Origin of the sequence: Trichocoleus desertorum ATA4-8-CV12, from assembly GCA_019358975.1 — a bacterium.
Lineage (GTDB): Bacteria > Cyanobacteriota > Cyanobacteriia > FACHB-46 > FACHB-46 > Trichocoleus > Trichocoleus desertorum_A.
Genome location: JAHHIL010000039.1, coordinates 37,922 through 53,288, shown reverse-complemented (window position 1 = coordinate 53,288; position 15,367 = coordinate 37,922). Strand labels below are relative to the sequence as shown.

Below are 15,367 nucleotides of genomic sequence, written 5' to 3'. Positions count from 1 at the left end.
TCATAGAGACGGGAAGTAGGAGTCATGGGTTTTGCTAATGGGTGTGGTAACTGATCAGCTTAAACCAAGCTCCTCTTCCCTCCTACCTTTCGTTTCAATCACTCAGACTTTTGTCAGTCAAGCAGGGATGATCCCTTCAAAGTGCCGTTTACTAGTGAGGGCACGCTACTAACTCCTGCACAAGCTCTGTATTTCTGTGCCATTTCCTACGCTCAACAAGATAACCAGTTCCGTTGGGGGAAATACACAGAATTCGTAGCTACTCTCAAGCGCTGCCATCGAGAGTCCCGCAATAACACACTCCAAGCCGTCTATCTGCTGGAGGATGAAAGCCTAGTCATTCTTAAAAAACATGGCAAGAAGATCCTCTCCAAATAAATTTTTGATACGCTTACCGCTTCACAAACCCCTACTATTTTCAGCCTCCTTGCACCAGTGAAAGTGAGTATGTTGGTGAATCAGCTGCGACAGGTTAGACCAGGTGAGGCACCGTTGTGCCAGCATAGCTTCTAAGGTATCCAAGCCCTCGAACTATCGGTTGACAATCGCTTCATCACTCAACTGCCATAAGCGCTCCGCAGGCTGTAGCTCTGGTAAGTAGGGGGCAAGGATTTTAGATGAGTTCCTTCTGGCACCACCACCTTCACAGAGCGATGCCAGCCCGCTCCATTGAGGACTAGCAAAATCTGTCAATGAGATCCTGCTCCCACCGCTTGATCTAAGGCAGCCAAGGCGGCATTGAACCAAGCCACATTTACTCGAGGCAAGATGAACCATTCCGTCTGCCCGCTTTGAGGATGCACAAAAGCATACAGATACAGCCATTGGCAGCGATGCTGGACTAGAGCGATGGGGCAATGCCTTCACTGGGTTCAGACCCAGGAATGCTTAACATTACTTTACCTCGCGCAGCTTTTTTAGCCGTACGTGATGGAGGATCGTTTTTGCTAGAAGCGTTACTCATCAAGCAGTGACGCAGCTGCTTAAAGACAGGTAGCCTATCGTTCAAGCTCTACGGCTGGGAAAAGGTTGCACAAAACTGGATTTTCTAAAAACTCACTCTCTACGATAAACCCCAAGATGCCTGAAAAACATCAATTTTTCTACTGTGTCGGTAAAGGGGATAAGAGTTTATGTCTTTTTCATTCTGCAACAAACATGTTCTTGCCCAACGACTTGGATACAGTCATCACACTCTAAAAACGATTCGACAACGTGGTGACTGGATTGAAGGCGTACATTACGTCAGACCGAACGCCAATTCGAGGGTGATCCGCTACAACCTTGAGCTGTGCCTGCATTGGCTTGCTAACCAGCACAATATTGAGGCGCATCGTAAGGAAATTGAGCGTTATTTGATGAGTTTGCAGGGAGAAAAACTGCGAAAAGCAAAAGAGTGATTTGAGATGGCACAAAAGGAGAGATTTAATCCATGAAAAACAAACTCAACACAGTTGAAAAGATGTCTCACAACACCACTTTGACTACAAAAGGAAAGCTCAAAAACGATGCAAAATAACGAAAAAGCGATCACTGCTACCAACAGCGATCGCCAAAAACAAAACATGTTATCTGACATCCATTCTAGCAAAAATGCTAAACCAACACCTCAACAACTTCTTGGCTTTTTGAAAGCTATTCCTGGAGACTGGGCTCTTGTTGCTGTAGGAGATAACAAAGCACCAATTGGAAAGAATTGGCAAAATACCCCTTTAACCAAACAAGATTTTGAGGTGGCGGCTCAATCTGGACAATTTAAACGTTTAGCTGTGGAGAGAAGAGATAGTACAATATTTCATCCGCCTGTTTCCTGGGTTTGCGCAATTGGTGTTCTCTGCGGCACTGCGTCTGGTGGATTAGTATTCGTCGATCACGATGGCTCAAGCTGCGACGATTTGATTCAGAAACTATCAGGGCAATCTCTTGAACTGGCGCTACCTAAAACAGTTTCGGTGACATCCGGAAGAGAGGGACGCCATCAATCTATCTATCGAATCCCCGAGCGTTTTTGGGGTGCGATCGCTACGAAAAAAATAAGGACAGGCGTAATAGGAGAAGATGGTAAAGCAGATCAACTAGAACTCCGGTGGGACGGGTGTCAGTCAGTAGTTAGTGGACATCATCCAATTACAGGAGCTTATAGATGGCGATTAGGTCTTTCTCCGGAAGAGTGTGGTGTAGCAGAAGCTCCCAACTGGATAATTGAGCAAATGATAGAGGAGCAACCTAGCCAGTTGAAGCTACAGTATGGAAATCGATTACAGAGCTCAATTGAAAGAGATAGGGCATTGTCTTTTCTCGCTGCAATCCCTCCAACTGAAGATTACGGGCGTTGGATTGAGGTTGGAATGGCCCTCCACTACGTTAGCGAAGATTTATTGGAGGTCTGGGACGACTGGAGCCAAGGAGCAGCTAACTATCAAGCGGACGCCTGCGCAAAACATTGGAGATCTTTCAAGAAGAATGGAGGCGTTGGGTTAGGCACGCTAGGTTTATTGGCTAAGCAAAATGGTTGGCGATCGCCATCTAGTAAAAATGAAGGCGATCGCCAAATTCATACCCTAGCTGGAAGAGACAAGATTAATCAGCAACCTCCACTCCCTTCTGAAGACTCAGAGAACTTGGAAGAACTAGCTGAAGAGGTGCAAAGTTTAGTTAAAATAGTTGAAGAGGCTGCACCCGTTCAATCTTTACTGTCTCCTCTCTTGACAACTCCGCTTCAGCATCGTGCCAATCAATTCAATATCCCACTTGAGTGCTTTATCGGAATTCTGTTGCCCGTTGCAGCTTCACTATTAAGAATAGATACTTGCCTTGAAATTGATCCTAATACAGACTTTCGACCACCGCCGATTCTGTGGGTGGGATTAGTTGGCCCTTCAGGCTCCACAAAATCGCCGATCTATAATACTCTGCTGAATCCGTTGGAGAAGTTGCAGACCGATGCTGATATTGCTTACCAAACTGCTTTCACACAGTACAAGGAGGAGTTAGCTCAGTGGGAGAAAAACCCTAAGGATGAGCGAGGTGATGCTCCCAAAGAGCCAGCTCAACGGGAGTACTATTTACAAGATGTAACCTTAGAGGCTGTTGCAGCTTGTTTAGGGAAACAACCTGGCAAAGGAACGATCGTTGCTGCTGATGAGTTGACAAGTGTGTTAGCTGGATTCAACCAGTATCGTGCTCGTGGCCAGGGGAACGATCGTCAGAAGTGGTTGTCGATGTATGATGGCAAACCTTTCAAAGTAAACCGTAAGACAGAGTCTAGAATATCTGTGCCCCGGACCTCAGTAAGCTTGGCAGGGACAATTCAGCCCGACGTTTTGCAGAAGTACATGGGAACGTCGGAGGAAGGAGATGGTTATTGGTCTCGTTATCTCTGGGTACCGTTATCACTGACTAAAATGCCGCCCCCAGGTGAGGGATCAAACTATAATCTATTTGGTTTGCTTCAATCAATTTATAGGGCTCTAGAAAACCTACCATCTAAGACCTATCAACTTGATCATAAGGGACATCAAATTTGGAGAGCGTGGCATTGTTTATGTGAGGATCAAAAGGTTTCTGAACCTAATTCGGTACTAAGAGCTATCTATCCAAAAGCAAAGGAGAGGGCAGCCAGAATCGCTCTGATCGCCCATTGTGTCAATGCCGTTGCTGAGGATCGGCTACCTGGGCCAATTGTTTCTAGCGAAACTTTAGAAGCAGCGATCGCATTTACGAAATGGTCGATTGGTCAGGCTCGCCTTATTTATGCCGACTCTGGTATCACGCTTCATTACCAGTCACCTGAAATCGTTCGCTTTATAGAGCGGTTTAAGCGTAATGGGTGGATTAGTGCACGCCAAGTAACCCACTGGTCCTCTGGTCGAAAAAAGCTAAAAGCTGATGCTGCACGAGCTTTTATGGGCCAGGTTGTTAATCTGGGTTATGCCATTGACAATGGAGAAAAGGGAAAAGCTTATCGGATCTGTATCAAAAACAGCGACATTAACGCTGGTAACAATGAGACGGTAATACCTTATATGACGGGGGGTGAGGCTGGTAACAAAGCTGCTAACAAGCTAGTAACAAACAAGTCTGCAAGCCTTGAAAGCCACCTCAATATGGTGTCAGGATATAGTAACACTGTTTATACCGCCCCGATCAACTTAAGGGACGAGCAGTTACCAGAAGTTACTAGTGTTGTTACTCCTTCGGAAAGCTCTCTAAATAAAGAGGTTGAAGGCTTTTGTTACCAAGTTACTGGCGTTACATTTAATGTTGGCGATCGCGTCGTGCTGAGTGGCGAGGGGAACCAACGTCCTCCTGACGAACTAAAAGCCGTGTGGATTGTTCGAAAGATTGAGGAGCAGGGAGTTACCATCTATGATGATGTCTTGGGCCGTCGGCTGTTTCCAATTGAATGGTTGCTGCTGTATCAAAGCTCAGCGAAGTAAATATGGGTAGCTTGGGGTAGATTTGCGATCGCAATCAATTGGGTGGCTTATACTCCAATGGTTTTGACCATCTCCTTGCTACCTGTACGTGTTAATAACTCACTAACAGGCTCTAGCTTACGAGCCTGTTAGTCTGAAATCAGCGATCGCCTTGAAGATATCATCAATGACTACTCAGCGCTTAAACGGTTTCTGAGTTATTACTTGAAAGGATGAATTTTGGCCCCAAGTAAGCTCCATCCCTTTGTTCTCCAAATCTTGGATGAACGGCTTCAACTGGTCTTGACCATCACGCTGCCAAGGAGCGCCCCTTACAATTGCTACATCACTCACCAAAGACGAGTAAAAGGGCTTTTTGGACGGTTAAGATATTCAGTCAACTGCTTAGAATCCTCACCTTTGGTATCTGGAAAAAATGTTAGTAGTTCAAGGTATTGATCCGCTTGTCTGAAACCTTGTCTACCATCGGCTCTCACTATTCTTTCTGTTACAGGATACATTCGATGCCATAACCTTCCAATCCGAGTCGGATTATCTTGATTTCCAGTAAATCCTGCTACAGCCGTTCCCTTAAGCTGCTTTGTGGGAACAAACTTTCTCCCCCGGAGCACCTCATCATAACCTTGATGAAACCACTTTATGGCGAGGCTATCCCCCTCGTCATCTGCTACCCTCCCCCAAACTTGTGCGCGATCGCGGCACCATGCTTCACGCCATTTAGCTGGATGATCGTGAACTAGCTCTAACTGACATCGTTGCATCCAGCTCTGTGCAACATTTAGAACACGATCGATTACCTGTCCAACTGCCTGTAGTTGATCATCTGGATCATTACTTAAAAAAAGAGATTTCTGCCATGTCCAATGACAGCCAATCAGCTTCTCATATTGTTCGTCAGGATAAAACTTGCGGTGATCAACTCGTCTCCAGCTCCTGCCGAATCCACCTAATAACATCGAAAACTGCATTAGGTGGTTGACAAGACTCTTTAACGCTTTTTCCTTCTCATCTTCAACAGATTGCGTCAGTAGCCAAGACAATTCTCCCTTGACTTCGTAATATGGCATTTCATATCGGCCATACTTTTCCCACCTAAAAGGTTTAGTTTCCCGAAATCCTATACTTAGCAACCCCCAATCTGTTCCGTTATGAATTCCTCCAAATAGTTGTTTTACCAAGGATTCAGCCGTGTCCTCATCACTCAACCCTCCAAAAATCCTGAGTGCATGACCTCTTAATGCCGCTCGAAAAATATTGGGACGAAATTCTGGCGTACTGTCTAACAGCGTAGATGCTACTCCCTGTCCGTTGAGAGTTACCTTGTAAAGAGGCGATTCAGCCCGCTCTGTTGACTTGCCATACCCAGCGGATACACGACAGCCAATCCCGTTTGAGAGGGCCACTCTCCAAACTTGCCAAATGTCCTGCCACTCGGCTCCTATTAAGTCAATTGCACTAGAAATACCAAATTTCAGCTCTGGTTGATGCAAAGAAATTTGAACGAATGCCCCCCCATCTTTCTGACGAGTATCTAAATTCTTAACCTGCCACCCTTGCTGTGGATGAGCCAAGTCAATTAAATTGTTCTTCCAAGTATTGCTGGTAGGATATCCTCCATGGAAACGCAAAATGCCAGGAGATATGCTGTCTCGATCACCACAGTAATAGACAACACGATCGGGAAAAATTTTATTACATGCTTGTCGGAATGCCCCTTTCATGCTGCTGCCAGGATAGTAAGGAAACCCTCTAGCGCCGATCACAGGCAGAATAATCGTTGGATCAGCCCCGCTATTGGAGACAAATCGCCATGTAATGCAATAGGGAATAGTCTGAAACGAGAAACAAGTATCGTCTGACTGGTGCTGGCTTAAAGTGGGTGGCTGAGAAGGTAGTTCTGCTATTGTCCATTCCGACACCCAGCGTTCAATGTCGCTTTCAGTGTCGCGATTACGATTACCATCGATATATTGAAGTTGACAACGTCCGCTCACAGAAGCACGGAACATCATTGGTACATCATCTGCATTTGACATTATTATCCCTCAACGATATTTTCTCAGCCTGATTACTTGTATCGCTGAGTCCACCACACCATGCAATCGCACAGTTGCGTTAGTACAGCTAGAGCAACTTGACGATTTTCATGACTAAGTCTCACTCCCGTCTCATTCAATGGAATATCGCCCCACAGTTTTTGAGCCATTATGTTTGCATTTTCATCATTGGGTAGCACAACTCCAGCTCCGTCTAATATGGAGACCAGTTTTCTCCAGGTTTCCTGCCAATATGTAGCATTCTTGTCTTGTTTTTTGTTGTAGTGCCGTAGCTGCTCACCCCAAAATCGCTCCAATCCATAAGCCACTGATTCTCGCATTTCGTACACTTCTCTCAAGCAAGAGTCACCTGCGATCTCCGGATCTGCATCAATTTGTAGAGCACGTTGCACTAACCGATGGGCAACTTGATCTAAACCGTAAGGATTCCAAGCCATCTTCACGCTCCTATTGATTGCGACTGTGAATAGTTTGAGCCTGATGTAGCGGTGAAATACTCACCTGATAGCATGACTGAAGTTCGCCCACAGCCAATGGATTCCAGCCCGCCCAAGTACAAATCTGTAGTAGTTTCCTTAAACGGTTTCCAAGCTATTTTGTTCTCGATGTCTACTTTGGAAACACTCTGGCGAATTGCGATTGGAAACACCAAAATGCTATCTTCAGGCAATGCTTCGAATCCAAAGAAGTTCTCCACTTTCTTTGCTCCATCTTCTAACTTCGTCCGTGTTTGTCGATACAGCGCCATATCATGAATTGTTGCAATATCACTGTCGTCCACAACTACTAGGTTTTCGGGCTTAACACGGGAGTTAAGGGGTACCCAAGCACTAAGCTCTGGTGTACTCTTCAAATTGTCTAGAAACCCAAGGTTGAAGAAGAGGCGATTGCGATGGTTGTTGAGTTTCACTGGATATTGCCCATCCACTGGTTTGGGTATTGGATAGGAAATATCTGTAATCTGTTGGTACCGTTTTAGTAAACGCGGACAGCTAACCCATACGATGGGCTGACCAGGACAAAACACTGGCAACCACACTAGAGAGGCGTATTCAAACTTCACAAGAGCTTCCGTTGTGCCACCATCAGTTTGCCCAGCAACCGAGGAGTGACCGTACCAGTAATTTTCATTGATCAAGTCTGGGACAGTGATTTTTTGCTCTTTAGCCTGCAATTCTAGCCATTCCAACCGCGAAAGGGTCTTTTTCTTCTCTCCCTCTCCAACCTCTACGGTCTGCACTCTCGAATTAGGAATTACTATCTGCTTCTCTTTTAACTGTTTTTCAAGCCACCACTGCCGTTTTTGTCGCATGTCGGCTCGGAAGCGGCCTCGAATGGAACTTCCAGGAATGATACCTGTTTGGGTAAATTGGTCGCGGAATATGAGATTGAGGTTTCCAGTTTCTTCTCCAGCGCTGGCTCCTACATGAAGTGGAGCCAGGGTCTCGATGATGCCGTAGGCTTTGTGATACATGGTTTTCTGTTTAAGCTTGCACTGACTAAGAAAAAAGACTAGGAAGCGATCGCTCCTTGGGTTTCAGCAGTAGGCTCAGCGATCGCTCCCGGTAAGGGTAAAGCTAAACCACAGCCCCACCGCTTGAGAGATGGACCTTCTTTAGGAAACCAATCCTCACTCCAATCCACCCAAGCAGGTTGGGGGTGTTCGGTGATGTAGACAGTTCCGGCAGGGACAGCATAGCGACCACGTGATAGAAGCTTTGTTCTTTCTTTACCTCCCAAGCGGTAACGGAAGGGCATTGCCCGCTCGGTCAATAACACTGCATTCCAAAGAGGTTCCCAGCCGTTACTTCGTTGAATACCGGGTTCACGATAGGAGAGACGGTTTGATCCCCAGATGGCAGGAGTAATGAGGGCAAAGCTTTGTTTCAAGGGGGCTTGTAGTAACTGGCTAATAATGTAGTCTGCTTGTATTTCTATGCATCGTAGGTTTACCATATGACCCTCTCCACCAAATCGATACCAACCCTCTTTTAGTGGCATATTTGAGAGGTAAATCAGACAGGCATCAGGGTTCATCTGTACGCCATTTTCAAGAAATAAACTGCCGCGTTCTTTATCACTGTCTACTCGGCGTTCATCTTCCATTAAATGAGGATGCAGATGAGGCAAAAACTTCCACGGCGCGAGCTGTACTTCAACTTCCTTTGCTGTTGTTGGGTGCTGTAGTTTATGCCAGTCTGCGATCGCTACCCAGGTTCCCTTCTCAAATTTGTCGTTTGGTGGAGTCTCCCATTGGCGTTTTTCGTCTGACCAGGTAAGCCACTGCCCTTGTTGCCAAGCCATACAGCATCGAATGCGCTGATCCTTGACTAGGCAGTGCAATGGTGTAGGAACATGAAAATTTTCTGGAGTATTGCTGTCTGCCCAAAACGGTCCAGCCAGTTGTAAGGGCTTGAGCGTTTCTTTCAGTGTTTTCGAGTCTTTTGTTGTCTGGGCATGATAGGCAGCAAACAAACCTGATACAGTTGCCGCACTAGGCGGAAAGCTAGCGCCCGATCGCCCTACCAAGTTCTCGGGTGACAGAAAACGCCCGGAACTGCCATAAAGTAGACCCAGAGGCTCAATCACAATCAGGTGTTGGAACATAGATGAAATCCTACTTTCGCAAGGTTAATGACCCAGTTGTTGAGTGATTTAGTCACTCGCTTGGGGTCTAGAGCACCATTCTTCTTAAAGTTTTTTTCGTCGCCCAAAACTCCTGCGTGAATGACTCTGTTATGATCATTCGTCTGGTTCCACCAGTTGTTTTTGTGTAAAAGGCTGTTAGCATCACCAAAATAGATTTTGAAGAGCGCTTCAGCAGTCTCAAAATGCTCTTCACCTTGAGAACCAAAGGAGTGACGAGACTCCAGCACAGCAACATCGTTATAGAAATGAGTCCAATTGGCCTTCTCACCTTGCATGCCGTTTCGATCGCGGTATTGTCTGAACAAACCGTCCTCTAGAATACGCCAGGGACAAACCCATTCCAGATAGTTACCACCGCTAAAAACAATACGAAAGGCAATTCGGTCTTTACCGTTATGTTTGGCGGATTTTTCCGCTTCACGGCAGTGCTGTAGTACATCTCGTTGTGGCACTTTGGGTGACACCCAGACAAAGCCAACACTGGCAGTAATTTGTTTTTCAGGTTGAGTGGGATTGATGCCCTCCCAAATTCCAGACTTGAACGTTGAGAACCAATCTAGACAGTCTTTGGCTGGTAACTGAGCATCCGTTTGGTAGAGGACGCCCAAAAAGTCATCCCCTCCTGCATAAATCAAACGGCTTTGATCATTGGGGAGATACCTGGTTGCATTCTCTTTAAACTCCTGCCCCCAGCACCGCATTTGTGTACTAAATGCTGTAGTGCCTCTGTCTTCTTGCTGGCTACCCTGCTCACCTAACCACTTGAGATAATCACTCGCTCCGTCTCCATCACCTTGAAACCAGCCTGTCCAGTATTGAGGCTTATTGCTAGATTTGTGCTGGAGACGGTTGAGATCTGTAAAACGCTTAGGATTTAAATCCTTTTCAATTTGCTTTTTCAACTCAGTAAGGTAGTACAACGATCCCATGCGCTCAATTAACTGTTCGACAATTGCTTTGTGAGTAATTAAACGCTTTATAAGTTCAGGAATGCTGAGTTCTTCATCGGGATCAATGAATGCTTCGCCATACTCGATACTCTTTTCTAAAAACCTCTGGGGATTGTTGTGATATATCTGAGCTAGTTCTGGCGTTTTTTTTATGAAAGCTGCGCCTAGTTGGCAACTCAGTTCTACATAGAAGTGCTCAACAGGGCTTTTGCCGCTGCGATCTTTTTCCCAGGGAACAGTCTGTTCATGAGGCTTAGCAATCTTACCCAGTTCTGCCCAGGCAACAGCATCAGTTCCTGACAGTGTGGAGCTTTCGCCCTGCCAGTTAACTCCAATCCAGGCACGCGATCGCTTCTTTTCATTCAACCGCTGTCGCACCTGCGTGATGCTTTCACCCGGTTTGCCTACAACATGAAAAAACTCCCAAGCATATTTGGCCCATAGGCCCCAATCTCGATCCCAGGAGTACTGCCAATTACCTTGCACATTGTCTTCAATCCATTGACGACACGTGTCAGTAATACAACTCCAAGTGTCGAAAAACAATTTTTCGGCATCTACTTGTGAAACTTGCCCTCGAACGATGATTTGATTCGGCATTCCCTGCGTGATGTTGGGCAAAGCAGGTGATACAACATTAGCCTCTCCAACCGCAACGCAAATGGATTGCGCTAGCAGTGAAAGTAAATAGGAACTGCCATATAAGTCTCGCAACTTGCGAGATTTTTCGATGAAGCCTTGGACTGGAGCAAAGGTGATGGCGGTGTAGACCGTGTTGTCAGTATCTGTCATCTACTCATGGGAGGTAGGGGATGCAGTTAGTTGATACTCTAATCGGCTCTGGAAGAGGGGTTTTCCAGACAGCAGTTCAATAGAAGTAATCGTACGGACTGGGGTTGATTTTCCAAACTGCTACTTCAGTGTTCCCGCTCAAGCGGAGCAATATCGTTCCTTTGTAGTTTTTTCTAGTGGGGGTGTTGCTATCGGGATTTGTGGTGGCGGTTTCCCTAGAAACGGCAGCGTTCCCCAGCTACGTCGATTGCTAAATTTCCAAAGGTTGTATTGAAGAATCATGAAACGTCGCTTTACTGGTCGGTCGATCGCTCAACGAGCCCAAAATTTAGCTTTAATGAAACGATTAACGAGTAAAGCTCAGGCGATCGCTCAACGAATTCAGAAATCGCCTTTGAGACAACGGCTGGCTCAAAAAATTAGTGCGATCGCGATAGCTATGGAGCAATGGCTCACTCAGGAAATAACGCTAGGTCAGGTCAGAAGATTTATTCTTGCTCTAATTCAGGCAGTTCTATCACGCCTACAATTTGGGCGGATCTTTCGCTTACTGGGATTGCCCTTCTGGACGTTTATTGGAATTGGGATTGCAGGCTGGTGGTTTGATAACGCAGCAATACTAATTCAGCAAGTGGCCCGTTACTGGTTCAGGATTGGGGAAAAGCCACCAACGGTAGAAGATTACTTGCCCGCACTGATAATGTTCTTGATTCCATTTGCAGTGGTTTTGGTAATTAGTGCATGGCATGGGTTACGTCGCCCTTTAACGAAGGCAGGAATTATTCAGGATGGGTTACGGAAGCCTGAAGGCAAGAAAGGGCTCATTATTCTAGTTAGCAATCCTGCAAGTGCTTTGTTTACGATTGAGTACCACTTGCAGCACAACAGACTGGAGAAGGTTTGGCTCATTCCTTCTAATGACTTGGAAGCGGAAAGGTTTGGGCCTAATAGCCGTGAGAATGCCAAGACTATTCAGCAAAAATGTGAGCAGCTTGCTCAGCAATATAACCGAGATTTTGAGGTTGAGATTCATGCCACTGGGGTATCACCGGCAGAGGCACAGGATACGTTTGACTGCGTGAATCAAATTTTTCGTCGCAGCAGGTATGGCGCGACTGACATGATTGCAGACTTTACGGGTGGCACTAAGCCAATGTCTGTGGGGATGATTATGGCTTGTTTACCTAGGCATCGAGAATTGGAGTATGTCTCGTTTAACCCTGCTACTAAACAAACTTTTGGACCATTTCTGATTGACTACCAGCATAGTGCTTTTGATTTGGTGGGCTAGGAGATGGCTGATCTAGTTCAGCAATTTCTAGCTGCTACTAATTTTGAGCTGGCGTGGGAGCAGGTTGCGACGAATCAGGGCTGTGCGGGCGTAGATGGGGAGACGATCGCGCAGTTTGGGCTGCATAAGGACGCTGCGATCGCGAATTTAATTGCAGTTTTAGCCAAGGGGAAATATCGACCTTTGCCGTTGTGGCAGTTGTTTATCCCTAAGGCTGAGGATGGGTGGCGTGAGTTGGGGGTGCCGACGGTGCGCGATCGCCTGGTGCAGCAGGCGTTGCTTCAGGTGCTGCATCCATTGATGGAGCGGGAGTTTGAGGGATGTAGTTTTGCTTATCGGCCTGGGCGATCGCATTTGATGGCGGTGCGGCAGGTGGCCCATTGGCGCGATCGCGGCTATGAGTGGGTGCTGGATGCCGATATTGTGCAGTATTTTGAGCAGGTGCAGCATCTGCGGTTGTTGGCGGAAGTGGAGGAGCGCTTAGTCAGCTATGTAGGAGAGGAGGACATTCGGTTTGTTCTGAGCCTGATTGAAGCTTGGATTTCGGTGGGGGTGCTGACGCAAGCAGGGTTGGTATTGCCACAGAAGGGCATTCCGCAGGGGGCTGTGATTTCGCCGCTGTTGGCAAATATTTATCTGGATGATTTTGATGCTGCTTTTGCTAGTTGTGACCTGAGGTTGGTGCGGTTTTCGGATGATTTTGTGCTGTTGGGACGACGGCGATCGCGCTTGGTTCAGGCGCAAGCAGAGGTGGAACAACTGCTCAGCAGTATGGGGTTGCAACTGCATGCAGACAAAACTCGGATCACGAATTTTGAGCAAGGGTTTCGCTTTTTGGGACATGCGTTTGCGGGAGACGTAGTGGTTCGCATTAAGAAGCCAACGGAGCGAAAGTTGCAGCCTGTGAAACGGGAAGAGTTGCGGTTGGTGCATGCGGAAGCTTCGACTCAACCGACGGTGATGCAACAAGCATTAGTGGAGGCATTGAAAACGGCTGGCACTCCAATTCCGCCACCGCTGTTTGTGGTACTGGGGTATGCGGTGCGCTCAGCGAAGTCTGTCTCGATTGACTCGGATGAAATGGTTTGGAAGGCTGATATGTCTACGCTTTATTTGGTACAGCAGGGAACAACGCTTCGGAAGGAGCAGGGACGCTTTTTGATTCAGCCGCCGAAGGAAGATGAGGCGGAGGTGCCTATTCGTGAAGTAGAACGGATTTTGGTGTTTGGCACGATTCAGCTGACAGCAGCTGTGATTTCCACTTGTTTGGAGTTGCAGATTCCGGTGGTGTTTTTGAGCCAACTGGGGGAGTATAAGGGTCACTTGTGGAGTGCTGAGTCAGCGGATTTAGTGGTAGAAACAGCGCAGTTTCAGAGGCAGCAGGATGAATCGTTTAAGCGGGCGATCGCGCGGGAAGTGGTGCAAGGCAAGTTATGGAACTCGAAGCAATTGTTGCTACGGTTGAATCGGAAGCGACAGTTGCCAGAGGTAGCGGAGGTGATCGCGAAGTTAGATGGCGATCGCGAAGCAGTGAGTCAACTAGGCAATACGCCAACGCTGGATACGATTCGAGGGTATGAGGGGGCTGGGGCAGCGCGATATTTTGCGGCACTGAATCAATTGATTGTGAATCCAGGCTTTAGTTTGACGGAACGGGCGTTTCACCCACCGACTGACCCGATGAATTCGTTGCTGAGTTTTGGCTACACGCTGTTATTTAATAATGTGTTTAGTTTGTTGCTGGCTGAGGGGCTGAATCCTTATTTGGGAAATTTGCATGGGGCAGAGCGTCCGAAGGCTTATTTGGCGTTTGATCTGATGGAGGAGTTTCGATCGCCAATCGTGGATACTCTAGTGATGAAGTTGGTCAACCAGAAGATCCTGAAGCCAACAGACTTTACGTGGCCCACTCAAGACGGAGGTGTATATATTACCGATCCCGCTAGACGAATTTTCTTAAAGTATTTTGAGGAGCGGATGTGTGAACAGGTGTCTCACCCGGATGTAAAGGAGCCTGTTTCTTATCGTCGAGTCATTCAGCTTCAGATTCAGCGCTATGCGAAGGTGTTGTTAGGAAACCACAGCTATGAATCTTTTCGCCGGGTGATCTAGATGCTGGTTTTGGTAGTTTATGATGTTCCCGATGATCGGCGACGGGTGAAGTTAGCTACTTTCCTAGAAGGGTATGGTCGGCGGGTGCAGTATTCTGTTTTTGAATGTTTTTTGAATTTGGATGAAATGCGCCAGCTTCACGAAAAGGTGAGGCGACGGGTTAAGTCTACAGAGGACAATGTGCGGTTTTATTGGATTTCTGAGGAGGCGGTTTCTAGGGTTTTAACAATCGGTAGTTCTCCGCCTCAGGAGCCGCCTCAAGCTTACATCATCTAATAGAAATTAAAGGTCGCTCCATAGGTCGCTGGGTTGCTGAAGCCCGCATTCTGTCGTTGACCTCTGTGGGTGGCTCTTGTAGCAAGGGTTTGAAACGCTGAGGAAGGCTACGGTGTTGTCTCAAGCTGTGCTAGGCTGGAGACTGACTCCCCCTCTGAAGCCATGATGCTTGGAAATTATGCCAGGTGAGGCTTCTGGAAGGGTATCTTTACCGATTAACCAAAATCGGATTAGTTGGAAACTTTTTTCATATAAAGAGCTGCAATTCCAGGATGGCCAGGAACGCTTTACCGATTAACCAAAATCGGATTAGTTGGAAACTTTATTTTTATAGATATTAGAGATGGGATTCCTGTCTCCTCATATCTTCTTTACCGATTAACCAAAATCGGATTAGTTGGAAACCTTGATTGAGTCCCTCCCAAGTTACACGTTTATTAACCTTTACCGATTAACCAAAATCGGATTAGTTGGAAACTCAAAGTAAGCACCCTTTTGCGTGGAAACAGCACCACCTACCTTTACCGATTAACCAAAATCGGATTAGTTGGAAACCCTCGATCTGATTTGCTATTACTGGTGTTGAAGGTAATCTTTACCGATTAACCAAAATCGGATTAGTTGGAAACTCGCCATAATTTGTGAGCCAGTCTGCGGGAATACGTGCCTCATCTTTACCGATTAACCAAAATCGGATTAGTTGGAAACGAAGGTTGACCTGTTACAGGATCAACGACGATCGCGAATAGCTTTACCGATTAACCAAAATCGGATTAGTTGGAAACTCAGAGGCATATCACC

The 15,367-nt window shown here is 46.7% G+C and carries 12 protein-coding genes and 1 CRISPR repeat array (1 of these 13 only partly in view); of the genes, 6 read left to right on the top strand and 6 right to left on the bottom strand.

Features of this window, described 5'->3' with window-relative positions; genetic code table 11:
* The first annotated feature begins 141 nt into the window (after positions 1–141).
* On the top strand, positions 142–378 hold the full coding sequence (locus KME12_20880) for a hypothetical protein (protein MBW4490242.1): 237 nt from the start codon (positions 142–144) through the stop codon (positions 376–378).
* Positions 379–531: 153 nt separating this feature from the next.
* Here the strand turns inward: KME12_20880 and KME12_20875 are convergent, their stop codons facing one another.
* On the bottom strand, positions 532–693 hold the full coding sequence (locus tag KME12_20875; GenBank protein MBW4490241.1) for a hypothetical protein: 162 nt from the start codon (positions 691–693) through the stop codon (positions 532–534).
* A 440-nt stretch (positions 694–1,133) separates the two neighbouring features.
* Here KME12_20875 and KME12_20870 point away from each other — a divergent pair, with 440 nt between their 5' ends.
* Positions 1,134–1,400 carry an excisionase family protein gene (locus KME12_20870; GenBank protein MBW4490240.1) on the top strand — a complete coding sequence of 89 codons (267 nt, stop codon included), beginning with the start codon at positions 1,134–1,136 and terminating at the stop codon, positions 1,398–1,400.
* 165 nt (positions 1,401–1,565) lie between these two features.
* A complete protein-coding gene (locus KME12_20865) occupies positions 1,566–4,439 on the top strand; it encodes a DUF3987 domain-containing protein (GenBank protein ID MBW4490239.1) in 2,874 nt (957 codons plus the stop codon).
* 329 nt (positions 4,440–4,768) lie between these two features.
* On the opposite strand, the gene KME12_20860 is transcribed toward KME12_20865, so the two are convergent.
* Genes KME12_20860 through KME12_20840 form a run of 5 tightly spaced genes read right to left on the bottom strand, consistent with a single transcriptional unit; the run spans position 4,769 to position 10,887 of the window.
* Positions 4,769–6,475 (bottom strand): RAMP superfamily protein, encoded by a 1,707-nt coding sequence (locus KME12_20860; protein ID MBW4490238.1) that lies wholly within the window; start codon positions 6,473–6,475, stop codon positions 4,769–4,771.
* Positions 6,476–6,507: 32 nt separating this feature from the next.
* Positions 6,508–6,933: a hypothetical protein gene (locus KME12_20855; protein ID MBW4490237.1), complete on the bottom strand. Its 426-nt coding sequence runs from the start codon at positions 6,931–6,933 to the stop codon at positions 6,508–6,510.
* A gap of 2 nt (positions 6,934–6,935) precedes the next feature.
* Positions 6,936–7,970, bottom strand: a complete 1,035-nt coding sequence (locus KME12_20850) for a type III-B CRISPR module RAMP protein Cmr4 (GenBank protein ID MBW4490236.1) — start codon at positions 7,968–7,970, stop codon at positions 6,936–6,938.
* A gap of 38 nt (positions 7,971–8,008) precedes the next feature.
* On the bottom strand, positions 8,009–9,103 hold the full coding sequence (locus KME12_20845; protein ID MBW4490235.1) for a type III-B CRISPR module-associated protein Cmr3: 1,095 nt from the start codon (positions 9,101–9,103) through the stop codon (positions 8,009–8,011).
* Positions 9,088–10,887: a hypothetical protein gene (locus KME12_20840; GenBank protein MBW4490234.1), complete on the bottom strand. Its 1,800-nt coding sequence runs from the start codon at positions 10,885–10,887 to the stop codon at positions 9,088–9,090. The genes KME12_20845 and KME12_20840 overlap by 16 nt, the downstream gene beginning before the upstream one ends.
* A gap of 280 nt (positions 10,888–11,167) precedes the next feature.
* On the opposite strand from KME12_20840, the gene KME12_20835 reads away from it, so the two are divergent.
* The 3 genes from KME12_20835 to cas2 are packed head-to-tail and all read left to right on the top strand — an operon-like array spanning position 11,168 to position 14,566.
* Entirely contained in the window at positions 11,168–12,178 is a 1,011-nt protein-coding gene (locus KME12_20835; protein ID MBW4490233.1) for a hypothetical protein, read from the top strand.
* A 3-nt stretch (positions 12,179–12,181) separates the two neighbouring features.
* The gene (gene cas1, locus KME12_20830) at positions 12,182–14,290 is read left to right on the top strand and encodes a CRISPR-associated endonuclease Cas1 (GenBank protein ID MBW4490232.1); all 2,109 of its coding nucleotides are present in this window, start codon (positions 12,182–12,184) and stop codon (positions 14,288–14,290) included.
* A complete protein-coding gene (gene cas2 / locus KME12_20825; protein MBW4490231.1) occupies positions 14,291–14,566 on the top strand; it encodes a CRISPR-associated endonuclease Cas2 in 276 nt (91 codons plus the stop codon). It begins immediately after the preceding gene.
* Positions 14,567–14,772: 206 nt separating this feature from the next.
* Positions 14,773–15,367: direct repeats of the CRISPR family, unit length 36 nt; unit sequence CTTTACCGATTAACCAAAATCGGATTAGTTGGAAAC (it continues 3,364 nt past the right edge of the window).

Coding starts and splice junctions, on each gene's coding strand:
- KME12_20855 (MBW4490237.1), bottom strand. CDS start 6,933: ATGGCTTGGAATCCTTACGGTTTAGATCAAGTTGCCCATCGGTTAGTG.
- KME12_20865 (MBW4490239.1), top strand. CDS start 1,566: ATGTTATCTGACATCCATTCTAGCAAAAATGCTAAACCAACACCTCAA.
- cas1 (MBW4490232.1), top strand. CDS start 12,182: ATGGCTGATCTAGTTCAGCAATTTCTAGCTGCTACTAATTTTGAGCTG.
- cas2 (MBW4490231.1), top strand. CDS start 14,291: ATGCTGGTTTTGGTAGTTTATGATGTTCCCGATGATCGGCGACGGGTG.
- KME12_20845 (MBW4490235.1), bottom strand. CDS start 9,103: ATGTTCCAACACCTGATTGTGATTGAGCCTCTGGGTCTACTTTATGGC.
- KME12_20840 (MBW4490234.1), bottom strand. CDS start 10,887: ATGACAGATACTGACAACACGGTCTACACCGCCATCACCTTTGCTCCA.
- KME12_20835 (MBW4490233.1), top strand. CDS start 11,168: ATGAAACGTCGCTTTACTGGTCGGTCGATCGCTCAACGAGCCCAAAAT.
- KME12_20860 (MBW4490238.1), bottom strand. CDS start 6,475: ATGTCAAATGCAGATGATGTACCAATGATGTTCCGTGCTTCTGTGAGC.
- KME12_20850 (MBW4490236.1), bottom strand. CDS start 7,970: ATGTATCACAAAGCCTACGGCATCATCGAGACCCTGGCTCCACTTCAT.
- KME12_20870 (MBW4490240.1), top strand. CDS start 1,134: ATGTCTTTTTCATTCTGCAACAAACATGTTCTTGCCCAACGACTTGGA.